This is a genomic window from Nocardioides pacificus, assembly GCF_054775955.1.
In genome coordinates this window covers 307,148-323,574 of record NZ_BAAHCI010000005.1, presented here as the reverse complement: position 1 = coordinate 323,574, position 16,427 = coordinate 307,148, and the positions used below count along the sequence as shown (strand labels likewise).

The window sequence follows — 16,427 nt, the reverse complement described above, 5'->3', positions numbered from 1 at the left end:
ATTTCTTTGTAGCCTGAGCGGATGCCTCGGGTCGTCGGTCGTGACGCACTGCTCGCTCGAGTGCGCGCGCTGCTGGCCGACGGCACGGCCGTGGCCCTGCACGGGCCGACGGGGATCGGCAAGAGCGCCCTGCTCGACGCTCTCGAGGCCGCCCCGTCGGCGCCAGGGGCGCTGCCACCCGCCCGGGTGCTGCGGATCGGCTGCGTCGCGGCCGAGCACGCGATGCCCTACGTGGCCCTGCAGGACCTCCTCGACCGGCTGTCCCCGGCCGACCTCGGCCCGGTCATGGCCGACCTCCCGGAGCAGATCCGCGAGCAGGCGGCGCGCGGCGTGGTCGGCCTCGAGCCCTCGCCCGCCGTCCGGGCGGGGCTGGCCCGCGCCTGCCGGTCGCTGCTCGAGCGGCTGGCCACGACGGGAGGTGCGCTGCTGCTCCTCGACGACGCCCAGTGGCTCGACCGGGAGTCCGCGGAGGCGCTCGGCTACGCCGTACGCCGTGTGTCGCGCGGGCTCGCGCTCGCGGTCACGGTCGGCGGCCCCGTGTCCGGCCCCAGCTCCGGGGACCGCCTCGACCTCCCCGGCCTGCAGCACCTCGAGGTCCCTCCGCTGGAGCCGGCCGATCTCGTCGAGCTGCTCGGTCGCCACGGCCTGCCCGCCCACCGTGCCCAGCGTCTCCACACCGAGAGCGGAGGGCTGCCGTCGCTGGCGCTCGCGCTGTGCGGAGCGCTCAGCGACAGTCCGTCCGTCCTGGGCGGTCCGAGCCCGGTCCCGGCCAGCATCACCCGGGTGCTCCGCGACCGGCTGCGGGCCCAGCCGGACGACGTCGCCGAGACGCTGCTCCTCGCCGCCCTGCTGCACCGGCCGACCGTGCGCCAGCTCGTCCGGGCGGGGCGCCCGGACGCCGCCGACCACGTGGACGCCGCGGTGCGCGCCGGCCTGGTCGCCCGGGCCGGCGAGCAGCTCCGCTTCACCCCGGCGGCGCAGCGCCAGGTGGTCGTCGAAAGCGTCCCCGCCTCCCGACGGACCGAGCTGCACCGCCAGCTCGCCGACGTCGCCACGACCTCGGGCGAGCGGGCCCGCCACCTCGCGCTGGCCACCAGCCGGCCCGACCCCGAGCTGGCCGCGGAGCTGCACCGCGTGGCGACGGCGACGCTCGCGGACGGCGCCCGCGAGCTCGCCACCGAGCTGCTGGTGCTGGCGGCCGACCGCTGCCCGCTGGCGATGGCCTCGGAGCGGGTCGAGTGGCTGGCCTCGGCGATTGAGACGGGCGTGCCCGGCAACCACACCGAGCTCGTCCACCGCGCGCTCGGGGACTTCCTCGAGGCGCCGGCGTCGCCGACGCAGCGGGTGCGGGTGCGGTTGGCCCTGCTGGAGCTCGCCGACACCGGCCTCGCGGTCATGGACGAGGCGCTCACCGCGGCGCTGGTGGAGGCGGGGGACGACGAGCGGCTGGTTGCCGAGGTCCTGCTCCAGCGGGCGCGGGTCCAGCTGATCGAGTCGCGTCCCGTGGAGGCCGGGCACAACGCCGCCGAGGGGATCAGGCTGCTGCGCCGCGCCGGCGACCTGCCTGCGGTCGCGCTGGCCCTGCCCATCCTGGCGGTGACGACCCGCTGGACCGGGCGCCCGGCCGAGGGGCGCGACCACGACGACCTGCTCACCGAGGCTCTCGCCCTCCCCCTGGGGACGGGATCGGTGCCGGTGCACCTGACGCCGGCCTACATGGCGGCGCGCTTCGCCTTCTATGACGACCGGCTCGACGAGGCCTGGTCGGCGTTCGGCTCGATGCTGGCGGTGGTGGAGCGCGGCGCGGGTCCCGACCGGGTGCACGTGCTGCGCTCGCTCGTCGAGGTGGGGGTACGACGCGGGCACTGCCGCGAGGCGATGGCCCACGCCGCGCGGGCGGCCGCGATCGGCGAGGAGTTCGACCTCGACCCGCACACCTCATGGTTCGTCAGCGCCACCGCCGAGCTGGCCGGCGGCGATCTCGAGCGGGGGCGGATGCTCGCCGAGCGGGGTGTGGCCGTCGCCGAGGAGCGCCGCGACACCCGCTACCTCCAGCGGCACCTGGTCCTGCTCGGCCAGGCGCTGCTGCGCGGCGGCGAGGCGGCCCGGGCGGTGACGGTGCTGCGCCGGCTGCAGGGGATCGAGCGCGGGCACGCGATCAGCGACCCCACCATCAACCGCTGGCAGGCCGACCTCGTCTCGGCCCTGGTCGCCACCGGCGACCACACGGGCGCGGGTGCGGTGCTCGCCGAGGCGCGGCGCGCGCTGGACGGGCGGACGGGCACCGACGGGGTCGCCGCCCAGCTGGACCGGGCCGAGGCCGAGCTGCTCGGCGCGGGTGGCGACGTCGCGGGCGGGCTCGCGCTGCTGGACCGGGCGCAGAAGGCGTTGACCGACTGCGAGATGCGCGTCGACCTGGGGCGGGCGCTGCTGACCCGGGCGCACCTCGAGCGCCGCCGGCGTCGGGCGGCGGCTGCTCGCGCCGCTCTGGAGGAGGCGCGCGCGCTCTTCGAGGCGATCGGGGCGGCGCCCTGGGCGCGGCAGGCCGAGGCCGAGCTGCGCCCCGGGGTGACTGCGGCGCCGCCTGGCGTCGTACCCCTGCTCGCCGAGAGGCTGACGCCCACCGAGGCCCGGATCGCCAGGGCCGTGACGGAGGGGGCCACCAACCGCGAGATCGCCGAGCGCGCCTTCGTCAGCGTGAAGACCGTCGAGGCCACCCTGACGCGCATCTATCGCAAGCTCGACGTGCGCTCACGGACCCAGCTCGCCACGCTGCTGGTGCCGCCTGCCGAGGGCTGAGCCGCGAGGCCACCTCCGAGGGGTCGGCTCCGCGACCCACCGTCCACCAGGCTCGGGCCGGAAGTCCTCGAGCGGGTCCCGGGGAAGCTCGCGTGTGGCGGAGGGGAACAGCTCCACACCCCGGTCGCAGACGAGGAACGGCTGGTCCTCGGGGAGGCTGAGGATCCTCTCCCGCACGCTGCGTGGGGTGTCGCGCCCGATGGTGCCCGCCAGCGAGTCCCACTCGGCCGGGGTCATCACCAGCTCCACCGTCCGGCGCCCTCCCGTCGGCCTGCGGAAGGTCACCTCGATGCCTCCGGTGACCTCCCGGGCGTCCGCCCACGAGCTCAGCGACTCCAGGAGGCTCTTCCAGGGGGCGGCGTACGTCATCCCCCCACTGTGCCAACCAACCTCGCCGCACCCGGCTCCGCATCGACGGGGACGTCGACCTCCCACGTCACCCAGCCCCGTTCGCCGTTCTCGGCAGCCCCCGCGTCCGCGCGGCCGAGGAGCCAGGAGCGCTCGCCCTGCACGAGTCGCAGGGCCACCTCCTCGAGCGGCTCGGGCGGCGGGTCCTCGCACTCGCAGTCGTCACATCTCAGGAAGCCCGAGCAGTCCATGGTGTCTCGGCAGCCGTCGGTGAGCGGGGGGCCCTGCGCGAACGGGGCGAAGGCGTCCCTCGGGCGCACGGTGACGCCCACGACCAGACCCCTTGTCGCATGGGGTCGACAAGGGGTCCGGTGCTTGGGAAGGTCGTCCGCGTGGAGCGGGTTGGTCCTTCAGTACGACGATGGCACGCCGGGACTGGCGTGTCAGCCGTATCGCTGGATCGTCAGGCAATGAAAAGGTGGAGGCATGACTGGTCTTGACCTGTTGGGTCCGCAGCACCGTGGTCTGTTCATCGCCGGCACGTGGCGCGACGCGGAAGGGGGTGCCCGCTTCGAGGTCCTCGACCCCGCGGACGGGTCGGTGATCACCACTGTCGCCGACGGCACGGTCGCCGATGCGCGGGCCGCCCTCGACGCGGCGGCCGACGCCCAGGCCGACTGGGCGGCGACGGCGCCTCGCGAGCGCAGCGAGATCCTGCGTCGAGCCTTCGAGCTCGTCGCCGCGCGTGCGGACGACTTCGCGCAGCTGATGAGCCTGGAGATGGGCAAGCCGGTCGCCGAGGCGAAGGGCGAGGTGGCCTACGGCAACGAGTTCCTCCGCTGGTTCGCGGAGGAGGCCGTGCGCATCCACGGCCGCTGGATGAGCGCGCCCGCCGGCGGTAGTCGGCTGCTGACGATGAAGAAGCCGGTCGGACCCTGCCTGATGATCACCCCCTGGAACTTCCCCCTCGCGATGGGCACCCGCAAGATCGGCCCCGCGGTGGCCGCCGGCTGCACGATGGTGATCAAGCCCGCCCAGCAGACCCCGCTGTCGATGCTGGCGCTGGCCGCGGTGATGGAGGAGGCAGGGCTGCCCGCCGGCGTGCTCAACATCGTGCCGACCACCGGCGCCCGTCAGCTCAGCGAGACGCTGATGGCCGACCCGCGGCTGCGCAAGGTCAGCTTCACCGGCTCGACCGGTGTCGGCCGCACGCTCGTGGAGCAGTCCGCCGGCCAGCTGCAGCGGATGAGCATGGAGCTGGGCGGCAACGCCCCGTTCGTCGTCTTCGAGGACGCAGACCTCGACGCCGCGGTCGACGGCGCGATGGTCGCCAAGATGCGCAACATGGGCGAGGCCTGCACGGCCGCCAACCGGTTCCTGGTGCACGCGTCGGTGGCCGAGGAGTTCGGCCGGCGCCTGGCGGAGCGGATGGGGGCGCTCACGGTCGGGCGCGGCCAGGACGAGGGCGTCGACGTCGGCCCGCTGATCGACGAAAAGGCAGTGGAGTCGGTGGACGAGCTGGTCCGCGACGCCGTCGACGGTGGCGCGCGCGTGCTGACCGGCGGTGGCCCGGGCGAGGGCGCCGGGTTCTTCTACACGCCGACCGTGCTGGTCGACGTACCCGCCGGTGCCCGGCTCGCGGCCGAGGAGATCTTCGGTCCGGTCGCCCCGATCACGACCTTCGCAGACGAGGACGAGGCGATCCGGATGGCCAACGACTCGGAGTACGGCCTCGCGTCGTACGTCTACACCCGCGACCTGGCCCGCACCATCCGGATCTCCGAGGCCCTGCAGTTCGGGATGATCGGCGTCAACACCGGCCTGATCTCCAACCCCGCCGCCCCGTTCGGCGGCGTCAAGGCCAGCGGCTTCGGCCGCGAGGGGGGCTTCGAGGGCATCGAGGAGTACCTCGACACGACGTACGTCTCCCTCCCCGCCACCTGACCCGTCAGAAGATCCGCGCGACCCGTCAGAAAGATCGCGCGACCCGTCAGAAACACGTCGACCCGGCACAAGTTGTGCCGGGTCGACGTGACTTTCTGACACGTCAGCGCCAGGGGTGGGTCAGGGGGTCTCTGCGGGGGCGAGCTTGCCTGCGGCGCCCTCCACCGACTTCTTGATCAGGCCCTCGAGGTCGAGACCGGTCGTGGTCTTGAGCATCGACAAGGTCTGCACGACGTTGTCGGTGACCTGCTTGGGCAGGGCGCCGGCGCCGTCGGTGGAGATGACCGTGAGCTGGTCGATGGCGCTGATCGGCGCGGCCACCTCCTTGGCGATCTGGGGCAGCACCTCGATCAGCATCTGCAGCACGGCCGCGTCGTTGTAGTGCGCGAACGCGTCCGCGCGCTTGTCCATCGCCTCCGCCTCGGCGTGACCGACGGCGAGCACGGCGGCCGCCTGGGCCTCCCCCTCGGCGCGGGTCGCGTCCGCCTCGGCGGTACGACGAGCGCGCTCGGCCTCGCCGCGCTTGGTGCCCTCGATCGCCTCGGCTTCGGCCAGGGCCGCACGGCGCGACTTCTCGGACTCACCGATCAGGCGGGTCTCCTCGGCCTTGGCCTGCGCGTTGGCGATGGAGGAGGCCTTGCGGGCGTCGGCGGCCGCGATCTCCGCCGAACGGCGACCCTCGGCCTCCTGCTCGACGCGGTAGCGCTCGGCGTCGGCGGGCTTGCGGACCTCGGTCTCGAGCTGGCGCTCGGTCAGCGCCGCCTGGCGCACCGCCACCTTCTCCTGCTCGAGCAGGATCGCCTGGTCCTGGTCGGCCCGGGCGAGCGGTCCGGCGGCGGCCGCGTTGGCGGACGCGGCGTCGGTCTCGGCCTTGATCTCGGCCTGCTTGAGCGCGAGGGCGCGCTGGGCGATCGCGATCTCCTCCTCCGCCTTGATGCGCGCCTGCTCGGCGGCCTGGCGGGCGTTGGCCTCGGCGATGGAGGCCGTCTGCTGGATCCGTGCGGCCTCGGGACGACCGAGGTCGGAGAGGTAGGTGCCGTCGTCGGTGATGTCCTGGATCTGGAAGGTGTCCAGCAGCAGACCCTGGCCGGTCAGCGAGTTCTCGGACTCGTCGGCCACCCGCTGGGCGAACGCCGCGCGGTCCCGGATGATCTGCTCCACGCTCAGCCCACCCACGATCGAGCGCAGGGCACCCGCGAGGACCTCCTGGGTGAACGACTCGATCTCGGCCTGCTGGCTGAGGAAGCGCTGGGCCGCGAGCCGGATCTGGTCGGCGTTGCCGCCGACCTTGACGATCGCGACGCCCTCGACGTTCAGCTTGATGCCCTGGCCCGACACCGCGCCGCGGATCTGCACCGAGATCCGGCGGCTGGAGAGGTCGAGGGTGGCCAGCTTCTGCACGAACGGGATGACGAACGTGCCCCCGCCCATGACGACCTTCTGGCCCGACAGGTCGGTGGTCAGCGCGCCGGTCTCGGGGTTGAGGACGGCCTTGCCCTTGCGGCCGGTGACGATGTAGGCCTCGTTGGGTCCAGCGACCTTGTAGCGGCTGGTGACCAGCAGCACCAGCAGGACGAGGAGGGCGACGAAGCCCAGGATCGGTACGAGCGGTGAGTCGAGCATGTGTCGGCTTTCCGTGGGTGGGCGGTCGGATCAGTAGTTCTCGAGCTCGTTCCACACCGGAGCCACGGTGACCGCGGTGGGGGAGAGGACGCCGGTGACGTGCACCGGCGTGCCGGGATCGATGGCGTTGTCGGCGCGGGCGTTGAAGCGCAGCACGTGGCCGCCGGCGCGGACGTCGACCACGCCGAACCCGTCGGCGGGGATGCCGGACACGATCGTGGCGTCGAGGCCGACGACGTCGCGGGCACCGGGGATCTCGTCCGTCCCGCCGCTGCGCACCAGACGGGTCAGCCACAGCGCGAACGCGCCGAAGACGACCCCGCTCCCCACGCCCACCGCCACGCTGAGACCCATCGGGGCGCCCAGGGACTGGGCCAGGGCGCCACCGAGGCCGAGGGCGGAGATGAAGGCGCCGACGACCTCGCCGGAGAACCAGTCACCGCCGAACATGTCGGCGACCCCGCCGAGGATCTCGCCGAGCAGCAGGGAGACGGCCAGCAACGCCATGCCGATGCCGGCGACGACAAGGAATGCGGTCACGTGGCCCCCTTCTTTGCCGCTGACCCTTTCACATCTGACTGCTTGCTGGGGCGCGGCGTCCCCAGGGCGTCAGGTTGCGGGCGTCGGCGGCAGTACGTCGGGCGCGGGCGGCCCGCTGATCACGGCCGGCCGGCGCCCCGACCGGGGCCGGATCGACTCGATCGTGGCCAAGGCGCTGAACGCTGCCCGGCTGATGCCCAGGATGCTCAACTCGCCGTCCGCGGCCACCACGTCGGCCATGCAGCGACGCAGTCCCTCCGCGCCGTCCGGGTCGGCCGCCGTGACCCGGGTGAGGTCGAGCCGGATCCGCCGCCGACCGTGGGCGAGACCCTCGCGCACGGCGCAGCCCAGGTCGTAGGCGCCGACGCAGTCCAGGTCACCGTCGATCTCGATGACCTGGACGTGCTCGCTCTCGGAGACGATGCGGAGGGTCATCTGCGGCTCTCGATCAAGGGCGTGAACCAGTCACTGGGTCCTCAGCCTAGGGCTGATGGGGGACGTGGCGCCGAGTTTCGGACCCGGCGGGCGGCCGGGTGGTGCCACCACCGTGTGGATCACGCAGCTGGGAGCGCCGGGGATGGTCCACAATGCCCGGATGGAGCTCTTCGCCGACGTCGCCGAGCAGTACCGCGACTTCGCGGCGTACTCCCTCGACGACTCCCCGTGCCTGGCCGAGTGGGCGCTGCGGGTCGCCGAGGACGCCGAGCTGATGGAGTGGCTCCAGGAGCTGCCGCGAGTGAAGCGCCAGCCCAACCTCGTGTTCGCCGCGGCGCGCTGGCACGGCGTCCCCGCCCCCGGCGAGTACGACGCGTTCCGCGCGGCGCTGCTGGCGGACACCGGGGCGATCCGCGAGACCATCCGGCGCCGCTCGACCCAGACCAACGAGGTCGGCCGGCTGGCCACGCTCATGCCGGCGCTGGCCCGGATCTCCCGCGAGAGCCTGCGCCCGCTGGCGCTGCTCGAGGTGGGCGCGAGCGCAGGGCTGTGCCTCTATCCGGACCGCTACTCCTATCGCTGGGACACCGCGGACGGGGCCCGACTGCTGGGCAGCGACGGACCTCTGCTGACGTGCGCGGTGGCCGGGGATCTGCCCGTTCCCGAGGCGATGCCCGAGGTGGCCTGGCGCGGGGGCATCGACCTGCACCCGCTCGACGTCACCGACGAGGACGCGATGGCCTGGCTCACGACGCTGGTCTATCCCGAGCAGGACGAGCGTCGCGAGCGCCTGGACCGCGCCGTCGAGATCGCGCAGGAGGAGCCGCCGACCCTGGTGCGCGGCGACCTCCTGGTCGAGCTGCCGGCACTCGTCGACGTCGCCGCTCGGCACGGGCAGGTCGTGGTCTTCCACAGCGCGGTGATCGCCTATCTCGAGCCCGAGGAGCGCGCCGACTTCCACCGGACCATGACGCGCCTGGTCGGCGACGGTGCCTGCCGATGGGTCAGCAACGAGGGCAAGAGGGTGCTGCCCGAGGTCACCGCCACCGGCCCGTCGGTGCCCGACGACGTCCCCACGTTCGTGCTCGGCGTCGACGGCCGCGCGACCGCCTGGACGCATCCGCACGGGCGGTCGATGCGCTGGCTGGGATGAGCGTTCGCGCCGACTCGGCCGTCAGGGCGTGAAGATGCCGGACAGGCGGCTGCGTGAGCGGATGCCGAGCTTGCGGTAGGTGTTCGACAGGTGCCACTCGACCGCCTTGACGGTGACGAAGAGCTGCTGCGCGATCTGCCGGTTGGTCAGGCCCTCGGCGGCGAGGCCGGCGACGCGGCGCTCGGCACTGGTCAGGGTGGCGACCGCTTCGGAGCGGCTGCGCCGGGCGGGCTGCCCGAGGCGGGCGAGGAGGCGTCGCGCACGGTCCTGCAGGGGCCGCAGCTCCTGGTCGCCGGCGTACTGCTCGGCCGAGCGGAGCAGGCCCACGACCTCGGCCTCGTCGGCGCCCCCGGTCAGCACCAGCATCCCGGCCAGGTCGGTCGCGATCTGGGCGGCGAGCCGGGGCGCGGGCGTGTCACCGAGTACGGCGAGCGCCTCGCGCAGCACCCCGACCCGGTCCGCGGTCGGGTCGATGGCCGCCATCGCCCGCAGCGCCTGGGCGATCGCGAACGGTGCACCGAACTCCCGGGCGATCCGCAGGTCCTCGCGTCCCAGCGCGACGGCGTCGGCCACGCGACCCAGGCGCACGAGCGAGAGCGCAGCGCCGATCCGCCACGCCAGCACGGCCGGGTTGTCGATGCCGCCGCGCAGCTGCTCCCCGACGTGGGTGTAGTGGCGCAGCGCCCCCTCGTCGTCCCCCGCGGCGGCGGCCAGATCGCCGAGGGCCTGCAGCGCGACGGCGCCGCCCAGCCCCGGGTTGCGGGCCAGGACCGCCAACGGCTCGGCACACGCGGTGGCGAGCTCGAGATCACCGTGGGCGATGTGGCATTCGACGAGGCTGGCCAGGGCGGCGGCGACGTCGGCGCGCGGAGGCACGGGCACCCCGTCGCTCGGCCGGGCCAGGGGACGCAGCGCCACCTCGAGGTCGAACATCGCCTCGCTGACCAGCCCCATCCGCGCACGCAGGTAGCCCCGGCACGACGACTGCTGGGCGAACGCCAGCGTGGAGCCGCGATCCTGGGCGACGGCGACGGCCTCGCTGAAGATGTTCTCGCCCTCCTGGAACGCGCCCGTCCAGGCGAGGACCGCGGCCGCCAGCCACAGCGGACCCGGCGTCACCTCCTCCTCGAGCACGAAGCCGGTGGCGATCCCGCGCAGCGCCGCCCGGCGGCACTCGCTCGCGGTGCCTCCCCGCAGCGCATGCATGGCTGCGGCCGTGGTCAGCGCGAGCCCTTCCTTCTGGGTGGCGGGGACCTCGGTCAGCGTCTCCACACCGGGGAGGTCGAAGGCGTCAGGCGGCAGGTCGGCTCCCTGGACCAGGCACGCCAGGGTGGCCCGGGCGGCGAGATGGCACCAGGCGCGGTCGTGGGGGCGGTCCGCGAGCAGCGCGTCATACATCCGCCGGGCGTCGTCGGCGCGGCTCGCGAAGGTGAGCGCCCCGGCGGCCTCGATGCGCAGGGCATCTCCACCGGAGTCCTCGTCGGCGAGCAGTGCCGCCTCCTCCCAGAGCGACACCGCTGCGTCGACCTCGCCGAGCTCGGCTCGGGTCCGGGCCATGGCGGCCAGCAGCTCGATGCGTGCGCGACGATCGGCGCCCTCGGCCAGCGCTCGCTGGAGCAGACGAAGGGCCAGGGACGGATCACCGGCGTGCAGCGCGCGGCGGCCCTGGTCGGCGAGGACCTCACGCACCCGCGGGTCGGCGCCCTGCCGCGACCGCAGGAGGTGGGGTGCGACGAGCTCGGCCGGGGTGTCGAGCCCGGTCAGGACGGCGGCGATCCGTGCGTGCCAGTCGGCCCGCTCGTCCGCCGTGAGTCCGCCGGTCAGCGCGTCCGTGAGCAGAGGGTGGCGGACCCGGACCAGTTCGCCGTCGACGGCGAGGACGCGCCGGTCGATGAGCTCCTCGAAGTCCTCGAGCACGGGCTCGGGCGGTCGGCGCACGACCGCTGAGAGCAGGGACACGCCGACGTCCGCGCCCACCAGGGCCGCGACGCGCGCCGTCTCGAGCAGGGGCGCCGGCAGCGCCTCGATGCAGCGAGCCGCCACGCCGGCCACCCCGTCGGGCGCTGCGCCCGGCCGGTCCTCCGAGAGCAGCTCGCGCAGGACGAACGGGACGCCGCCGCTGAGGCGGTGCAGGGGTGCGGCGTCGGTGGGGGCGAGGTCGGGGCGCGCGCCCCGCACCAGGGTCGCCGTCCCGCTCTCCTGGAGGGGGCGCAGGCTCAGCTCTTGGGAGGCGTCGAGCATCCTGCCCGGAGCCTGGGCGGCATCCGCCACGGCGTACGCGAGCACGCAGGGGAGGCTGCCGAGCGCGGGCGCGAGCAGCTCGAGGACCTCGCGCGAGCCGACATCCGCGTGCTCGAGGTCGTCGACCAGCAGCAGGATGGCCTGGTCGCCGGAGATCTCCTCCAGCACCCAGCGCACGGCGTAGACCAGGTCGGCGACCGTCCGGGTCCGCCCGGAGCAGAAGTCGGTGATGGCGGCCCCGGGGCCGTCGAAGGGGTGGCTGCCGACGGAGCCGCGCAGCGCCAGGTCGCCGAACCAGGACCACAGCACGCTGTGGGCCACGTCGCTCGAGAGCGGGCCGAGGCGACAGTCCAGGATGCGCCATCCGTCGACCATCCCGCGGTTGCGGGCATGGGCGAGCAGGCGGGACTTGCCGATCCCCGGAGGTCCGGTCACGGCCAGGAGCGATCCATGGCCTCCCATGGCCCGACTCATCACCTTGGTGAGCGCCGCGAGCTCCGCATCCCGCTCCAGCAGCAGCGACGGGAGCATGGCCACAGGCTAGGAACCCCAGGCCCGGCCTGTGCCCCTTTTGCGTGAATTGGTGCCGGTCGACCCAGGGTTCGGGTCACACGGTCCACTCCCGCGCCCCAGCAGCCCCAGCAGTGCCACGTCGTACGGCGCGTCGGGCGCGGTGGGGAGGGCCGCGGCGAAGCGGACGCCCCGATCCGGCGGCGTCACGAGGGCCCGTGCTGTGGGCAGCAGCGCGCGGGCCAACGTCTCCGGGAGCCGGTCGGGGTGGCCCACGGCCCGCCCGACGTCCCAGCCGTGCACGGCGATCTCGAGCGCGGCCGCGGCGGTCATGAGTCCCGTCCCCATCCGGGTGGGGCCGAGCTCGACGTCGCCCGGCTCCGCGTGCGTCCACGCGCCGAGCAGCGTGCAGGCCTTGGCGGTCAGGGTCTCGCGGGCCCCGGCGGCGGTGATGCCGGAGGGGGCCATGGTCACCTCGACAGCGCCGGTGGCCGCCTCGAGGAAGGCGTCGAGGGAGTCGCCCATGTGCGCCAGCAACGCGGCGAGGTCCCAGCCCGCGCAAGGGGTCGGGCGGTCGAGATCGTCCTCGGTGATCCCCGCGAGGCGCACCCGGGTCCAGCCCAGGGAGCGCTCGAGGAGCTCGACCCCTCGGTGGTGGTCCGCGAGATCGGCAGGGTGTGGGGGATGGGGGACCACGACGTCGGTCCGGTCGTCGGTCCGCCTCAGCGATGGTCGGCGGGCAGCCGGTCGGGGAGACCGAAGCGGGCGAACAGGTCGGGGTCGAAGAACGCGCTCACGTGGCGCACCCGGTCACCGTCGAGATCCAGGACCTGCAGGTGGAAGGGCACGAAGCCGCCCTCCGGTGCGCGCATGTAGAGGCCGAACGCCGGCTGCCCGTTGGCCGACGTCGGCAGCATCGGCATGTCGTTGACGCCGCCGGGACACTGCGTGTCGATGAGCCGGCCGATGTTCTCGGCGCCGCGGTACCACCCCGTGAAAGGGGGCATCTCCCAGACGGCCTCCGCGGTCAGCATGCTCACGATCGTGTCGATGTCCTTGCGCCAGAACGCCTCGACGTACCGCTCGAGCAGCTGGAGCTGCCCGGGCGTGAGCTCGGACTCGACGGTCTCGTCGGTGAGCCCGCGGGTGGCCATCTGGGCGTGCGCGCGCTGCAGCGCGGAGTTGACGGCCGCCGGCGTGGTCTCGAGCGCGGCCGCGACCTCCGCTGCGGACCAGCGCAGCACGTCGCGCAGGATGAGGACGGCGCGCTGGCGCGCGGGCAGGTGCTGCAGGGCCGCTACGAACGCCAGCCGGATCGAGTCGCGCTCGGCGACGGTGACCGCGGTGTCGGGGACGGGCTCCAGCCAGGGCACCTCGGCGTCGCGCTCGAGGGCGTCGCCCGCGACGGAGTCGGAGGTGCCGAGCCCGGTCGGCAGCGGACGGCGTGGTCGGCCCTCGAGGTTGGTGAGACAGACGTTGGTGGCGATCCGATAGAGCCAGGTGCGCACCGAGGAGCGCCCCTCGAAGCGGTGGTAGGCCTTCCAGGCGCGCAGGAACGTCTCCTGGACCAGGTCCTCGGCCTCGTGGACCGAGCCGCTCATCCGGTAGCAGTGCGCGAGGAGCTCGCGCTGGTAGCGACGGGTCAGCTCGGGGAAGTCGACATCGAGGTCGCCCGTGAGCCCGGGGTCCCTGTGCCCGGGGTCGGGAGCGGGCGGTGCTGTGGAGGTGGGGGCCGTCGGGTGCGCAGTCATCGGGGCTCCTCGCGTGCGATCTGTCCAGTGTGCCGTGGAGAAGGACTCGTGGCGAGGGGTTAACTCATCGGTGCCTCCGGGGGCGGATAACGGGGGCGGCAGGCGCTCGTTGAACTCTCTACGCGAGAGGAGACACGACATGGTCCGCATCAGCTGCCCGATCTGCTCCGGCCCGCTCGAGGTCCGCAACGCGCAGGTCCCCGACTTCGAAGACATCCGACCGCCCGACCCGAAAGCCGACGCCGCGGTCCAGAAGGACGTGGCCCAGGCGCTGCGGGCCGCGCTGCGCGCTCTGGAGGACCAGGCGGCCGGTGCTCGCTGGCGTCTGTCCGAGCCGGATCCGCCCCCGCTGCTGGCGGCCCAGCTCGCGCAGGCCCGGCACCACATCGAGCTGCTGCACGCCCTGCTGCGCGACCGATGATTAACCGAGGGGCCTCCGGTCAGCAGTGGCAACCGATCCTGAGGAGGACCTCATGAGCCGCATGCTCTTCGTCAATCTGCCCGTCCGCGACGTCACTGCCAGTCGCGCCTTCTGGGAGGGCCTCGACTTCGCCTTCAACGACGACTACAGCGACGGCAAGGCCGCCTGCCTGGTGCTCAATGAGCAGGCCTGCGTGATGCTGCTGGAGCAGGACTTCTTCCACGGCTTCCACCAGACCGCGCGCCACACCGGAGACCAGGCCATCCTGTGCATCTCGGCGCGCTCACGCGACGAGGTCGAGCAGCTGTGCGAGCGGGCCTTCGCGGCCGGCGCCACCAGGGCAGCCGACGTCCAGGACGACGGTCCGATGCACGGCTGGTCCTTCCGCGACCCCGACGGTCACATCTGGGAGGTGCTCTGGATGGACGCCAGCTGAAGCGCGCGTCGGGCGGCCGGCTCCGCGAGCGCACGGTCGGCCGCCACCAGACCGACGCGGGTGCGACGCTCGAGCAGGTCGTCCACGTCGCAGGCGCCCTCCTGGGTGACGCCGAAGACCAGCTCGGCCAGCGTCACCGGCACTCCGGCGGCGACCGGGGCGAGCAGCTCGTCGTCGCCCAGCTCGTCGTCGGCCAGCCCGCTGACGCGGCGGCCCTCGGCCAGCACGAGCGCAGCGTCGGTGCCGTAGCGGCGGACCAGCCGTGGCGGCAGCTCCAGCGCCGCGAGCTCCGCACGTGAGGCGGCGCCCGACAGTGGCAGCGTGCGGGTCCGGCACGGTCCGGCCACCAGCTGCGGCGCCGCGGCCAGCGCCGCGTCGACGGCGTCCTGCGCCATCTGGCGGTACGTCGTGAGCTTGCCGCCGACGACCGTCACCAGGCCGGTGCGCGAGGTCAGCACGGCGTGGCGACGGGAGATGTCGGCGGTGGAGCCGGCACCGTCTCCGGACTCCAGGAGCGGTCGCAGCCCGGCGAACGCGCCCACCACGTCGTCGCGGCGCAGCGGTCGGGTGAAGGCGGCGCCCACCACGTCGAGGAGGAAGCCGATCTCCGCCTCGGTCGGCTCGGGGACGTCGGGGATCGGCCCGTCGGCGGGCTCGTCGGTCAGCCCGACGTAGAGCGTGCCGTCGGCCTGGGGCAGCACCATCACGAACCGGTTCAACGAGCCCGGCACGGGCACGGTGACGACGGTGCGCAGCCCCGGCAGCGTGCCCTCGCGCAGCACCAGGTGGGTGCCGCGGCTGGGGCGCAGGGTGATGTCGGGGTCGAGGTCGCCCGCCCAGACGCCGGTCGCGTTGACGACCGCCGCCGCGGCGACGTGCCGGGTCCGGCCGGTGCGCTCGTCGCGCAGGTCGACGCCGCTGCCGGTGGCTGCGGTGACCCGGGCCCGGGTGCGCACGTGCGCGCCGTACGACGCGGCGGTGCGGGCCACGGTGATGACCAGCCGGGCGTCGTCCTCGAGCTGGCCGTCCCACGAGACCAGGCCGCCGCGCAGCCCGGACGGGCGCAGACCGGGCGCGAGCTGAAGGGTCTCGGTCGCGCTGATCCGGCGCGGCCTGGGCAGCGTGTCGCGTGAGGTGCGGGCACTGCGGCGCAGGAGGTCGCCGGCCCGGAAGCCGGCTCGGGTCAGGCCGGCCGCGGCCCCCGACACGCTGGTGCTCAGCGGCACCAGCATCGGCACCGGACGGGTCAGGTGGGGGGCGGTGACCTCCATCAGGATCCCGCGCTCGACCGCGCTCTCGTGGGCCACGCCGACCTGACCGCGGGCGAGGTAGCGCAGCCCCCCGTGGACCAGCTTGGACGACCAGCGCGACGTACCGAAGGCGAGGTCGTGGGCGTCGACGGCGAGCACGCTCAGGCCACGGGTGGCAGCGTCGAGGGTGACGCCGACGCCGGTGATTCCGAGGCCGATGACGACCAGGTCGACCCGGTCGGGGAGGTCGGCGGTGCCGGCGACGATCCGGGTGCCGGCCGATCCAGGGGGGAAGTGCTCGCTCATGGCCGCAGCGCCCGGACGAGGACCTCGCGCAGCTCGGCGACCAGCGCCTCCTCGCTCACGTCGTCGTCGACCATCGTGTGCACCGACAGCACGAAGCCGTGCGCGGCGAGCACGATGCCGCGGGCGATGGTGGCAGGGTCGCCCGTGCGGATGCTCCCGGCCTCCTGGCCGTCGCGGATGGCGCGCTCGGCGAGGGTGAGCATGGAGTCCTGCGAGCGGCCGCGCCGCACGAGCAGGTAGGGCAGCAGCAGCTCGGGGTCGAGGTCGACGATGCGGACGAAGAGCTCGTTCTCGCGTAGCTGCCCGATGATCGCGACGGCGCCGTCGGCCAGGCGGTCGAGGTCGGAGCGGGGATCGTCGGCCGCCGGCACCAGCTCGGCCTGGACGCTGGCTCGCGTCACCACCCCGCGCCACTCGCGGGTCATCAGGTCGCCGAGCAGGCGGGGCATCTCGCCCCAGGTGCGATAGATCGTCATCCGCGAGACGCCGGCGCGCCGGGCCACCTCGGTGAGCGTCGTCCGTCGCCAGCCGACGTCGAGCAGGCACGCGCGGGCGGCGTCGAGGTAGGCGTCCTGGGCGCTGCCGGGGGCGGGAAGCCCCGCGCCGAAGGCGTCGTCGCCCGGTGCGTCGCCCGGCGGAAGATCGTTGTGACGAAGTGACGTCATGTGTC

Annotated in this window: 15 protein-coding genes; 5 read left to right on the top strand and 10 right to left on the bottom strand. The window is 73.9% G+C overall.

The window, feature by feature from the left end; all coding sequences use genetic code 11:
- The first annotated feature begins 21 nt into the window (after window positions 1–21).
- Window positions 22–2,799 carry an AAA family ATPase gene (locus ACYU7L_RS04075; protein WP_460793970.1) on the top strand — a complete coding sequence of 926 codons (2,778 nt, stop codon included), beginning with the start codon at window positions 22–24 and terminating at the stop codon, window positions 2,797–2,799.
- Here the strand turns inward: ACYU7L_RS04075 and ACYU7L_RS04070 are convergent.
- Window positions 2,752–3,168 (bottom strand): hypothetical protein, encoded by a 417-nt coding sequence (locus ACYU7L_RS04070; protein ID WP_460793969.1) that lies wholly within the window; start codon window positions 3,166–3,168, stop codon window positions 2,752–2,754. The genes ACYU7L_RS04075 and ACYU7L_RS04070 overlap by 48 nt on opposite strands.
- Window positions 3,165–3,479 (bottom strand): hypothetical protein, encoded by a 315-nt coding sequence (locus ACYU7L_RS04065; protein WP_460793968.1) that lies wholly within the window; start codon window positions 3,477–3,479, stop codon window positions 3,165–3,167. The genes ACYU7L_RS04070 and ACYU7L_RS04065 overlap by 4 nt, the downstream gene beginning before the upstream one ends.
- Window positions 3,480–3,633: 154 nt before the next feature.
- On the opposite strand from ACYU7L_RS04065, the gene ACYU7L_RS04060 reads away from it, so the two are divergent.
- Window positions 3,634–5,091: an NAD-dependent succinate-semialdehyde dehydrogenase gene (locus ACYU7L_RS04060; RefSeq protein ID WP_460793967.1), complete on the top strand. Its 1,458-nt coding sequence runs from the start codon at window positions 3,634–3,636 to the stop codon at window positions 5,089–5,091.
- Window positions 5,092–5,211: 120 nt separating this feature from the next.
- Here the strand turns inward: ACYU7L_RS04060 and ACYU7L_RS04055 are convergent, their stop codons facing one another.
- From ACYU7L_RS04055 to ACYU7L_RS04045, 3 genes are all read right to left on the bottom strand, one after another.
- Complete coding sequence (locus ACYU7L_RS04055; protein ID WP_460793966.1) at window positions 5,212–6,714, bottom strand: flotillin family protein; 1,503 nt, start codon at window positions 6,712–6,714, stop codon at window positions 5,212–5,214.
- A gap of 30 nt (window positions 6,715–6,744) precedes the next feature.
- Window positions 6,745–7,254, bottom strand: coding sequence for a hypothetical protein (locus ACYU7L_RS04050; RefSeq protein WP_460793964.1), 510 nt, complete (start codon window positions 7,252–7,254; stop codon window positions 6,745–6,747).
- Window positions 7,255–7,323: 69 nt separating this feature from the next.
- Entirely contained in the window at window positions 7,324–7,689 is a 366-nt protein-coding gene (locus ACYU7L_RS04045) for an STAS domain-containing protein (RefSeq protein ID WP_460793963.1), read from the bottom strand.
- 160 nt (window positions 7,690–7,849) lie between these two features.
- On the opposite strand from ACYU7L_RS04045, the gene ACYU7L_RS04040 reads away from it, so the two are divergent.
- Window positions 7,850–8,842, top strand: a complete 993-nt coding sequence (locus ACYU7L_RS04040; protein ID WP_460793962.1) for a DUF2332 domain-containing protein — start codon at window positions 7,850–7,852, stop codon at window positions 8,840–8,842.
- Window positions 8,843–8,863: 21 nt separating this feature from the next.
- On the opposite strand, the gene ACYU7L_RS04035 is transcribed toward ACYU7L_RS04040, so the two are convergent.
- From ACYU7L_RS04035 to ACYU7L_RS04025, 3 genes are read right to left on the bottom strand one after another with little or no spacing between them, the layout of a single operon-like run.
- Complete coding sequence (locus ACYU7L_RS04035) at window positions 8,864–11,614, bottom strand: LuxR C-terminal-related transcriptional regulator (protein WP_460793961.1); 2,751 nt, start codon at window positions 11,612–11,614, stop codon at window positions 8,864–8,866.
- Between the two features lie 9 nt (window positions 11,615–11,623).
- Window positions 11,624–12,289 carry a TIGR03086 family metal-binding protein gene (locus tag ACYU7L_RS04030; protein WP_460793960.1) on the bottom strand — a complete coding sequence of 222 codons (666 nt, stop codon included), beginning with the start codon at window positions 12,287–12,289 and terminating at the stop codon, window positions 11,624–11,626.
- 26 nt (window positions 12,290–12,315) lie between these two features.
- The gene (locus ACYU7L_RS04025) at window positions 12,316–13,344 is read right to left on the bottom strand and encodes a sigma-70 family RNA polymerase sigma factor (RefSeq protein WP_460793959.1); all 1,029 of its coding nucleotides are present in this window, start codon (window positions 13,342–13,344) and stop codon (window positions 12,316–12,318) included.
- A gap of 139 nt (window positions 13,345–13,483) precedes the next feature.
- Between ACYU7L_RS04025 and ACYU7L_RS04020 the strand changes: the two genes are divergently transcribed.
- Both ACYU7L_RS04020 and ACYU7L_RS04015 read left to right on the top strand, forming a co-directional pair.
- Window positions 13,484–13,765 carry a hypothetical protein gene (locus ACYU7L_RS04020; protein ID WP_460793958.1) on the top strand — a complete coding sequence of 94 codons (282 nt, stop codon included), beginning with the start codon at window positions 13,484–13,486 and terminating at the stop codon, window positions 13,763–13,765.
- 52 nt (window positions 13,766–13,817) lie between these two features.
- Complete coding sequence (locus tag ACYU7L_RS04015) at window positions 13,818–14,201, top strand: VOC family protein (RefSeq protein ID WP_460793957.1); 384 nt, start codon at window positions 13,818–13,820, stop codon at window positions 14,199–14,201.
- Here ACYU7L_RS04015 and ACYU7L_RS04010 read toward each other — a convergent pair.
- Together ACYU7L_RS04010 and ACYU7L_RS04005 are read right to left on the bottom strand one after the other, a co-directional pair.
- A complete protein-coding gene (locus ACYU7L_RS04010; RefSeq protein ID WP_460793956.1) occupies window positions 14,165–15,757 on the bottom strand; it encodes a glycerol-3-phosphate dehydrogenase/oxidase in 1,593 nt (530 codons plus the stop codon). The two genes, ACYU7L_RS04015 and ACYU7L_RS04010, sit on opposite strands and share 37 nt — an antisense overlap.
- On the bottom strand, window positions 15,754–16,422 hold the full coding sequence (locus ACYU7L_RS04005) for a TetR/AcrR family transcriptional regulator (RefSeq protein WP_460793954.1): 669 nt from the start codon (window positions 16,420–16,422) through the stop codon (window positions 15,754–15,756). The genes ACYU7L_RS04010 and ACYU7L_RS04005 overlap by 4 nt, the downstream gene beginning before the upstream one ends.
- Window positions 16,423–16,427 lie beyond the last annotated feature (5 nt).

Excerpts from the sequence above, each read along its gene's own strand:
- ACYU7L_RS04075 (WP_460793970.1), top strand. The coding sequence starts at position 22 with ATGCCTCGGGTCGTCGGTCGTGACGCACTGCTCGCTCGAGTGCGCGCG.
- ACYU7L_RS04070 (WP_460793969.1), bottom strand. The coding sequence starts at position 3,168 with ATGACGTACGCCGCCCCCTGGAAGAGCCTCCTGGAGTCGCTGAGCTCG.
- ACYU7L_RS04060 (WP_460793967.1), top strand. The coding sequence starts at position 3,634 with ATGACTGGTCTTGACCTGTTGGGTCCGCAGCACCGTGGTCTGTTCATC.
- ACYU7L_RS04055 (WP_460793966.1), bottom strand. The coding sequence starts at position 6,714 with ATGCTCGACTCACCGCTCGTACCGATCCTGGGCTTCGTCGCCCTCCTC.
- ACYU7L_RS04045 (WP_460793963.1), bottom strand. The coding sequence starts at position 7,689 with ATGACCCTCCGCATCGTCTCCGAGAGCGAGCACGTCCAGGTCATCGAG.
- ACYU7L_RS04040 (WP_460793962.1), top strand. The coding sequence starts at position 7,850 with ATGGAGCTCTTCGCCGACGTCGCCGAGCAGTACCGCGACTTCGCGGCG.
- ACYU7L_RS04035 (WP_460793961.1), bottom strand. The coding sequence starts at position 11,614 with ATGCTCCCGTCGCTGCTGCTGGAGCGGGATGCGGAGCTCGCGGCGCTC.
- ACYU7L_RS04025 (WP_460793959.1), bottom strand. The coding sequence starts at position 13,344 with ATGACTGCGCACCCGACGGCCCCCACCTCCACAGCACCGCCCGCTCCC.
- ACYU7L_RS04020 (WP_460793958.1), top strand. The coding sequence starts at position 13,484 with ATGGTCCGCATCAGCTGCCCGATCTGCTCCGGCCCGCTCGAGGTCCGC.
- ACYU7L_RS04015 (WP_460793957.1), top strand. The coding sequence starts at position 13,818 with ATGAGCCGCATGCTCTTCGTCAATCTGCCCGTCCGCGACGTCACTGCC.
- ACYU7L_RS04010 (WP_460793956.1), bottom strand. The coding sequence starts at position 15,757 with ATGAGCGAGCACTTCCCCCCTGGATCGGCCGGCACCCGGATCGTCGCC.
- ACYU7L_RS04005 (WP_460793954.1), bottom strand. The coding sequence starts at position 16,422 with ATGACGTCACTTCGTCACAACGATCTTCCGCCGGGCGACGCACCGGGC.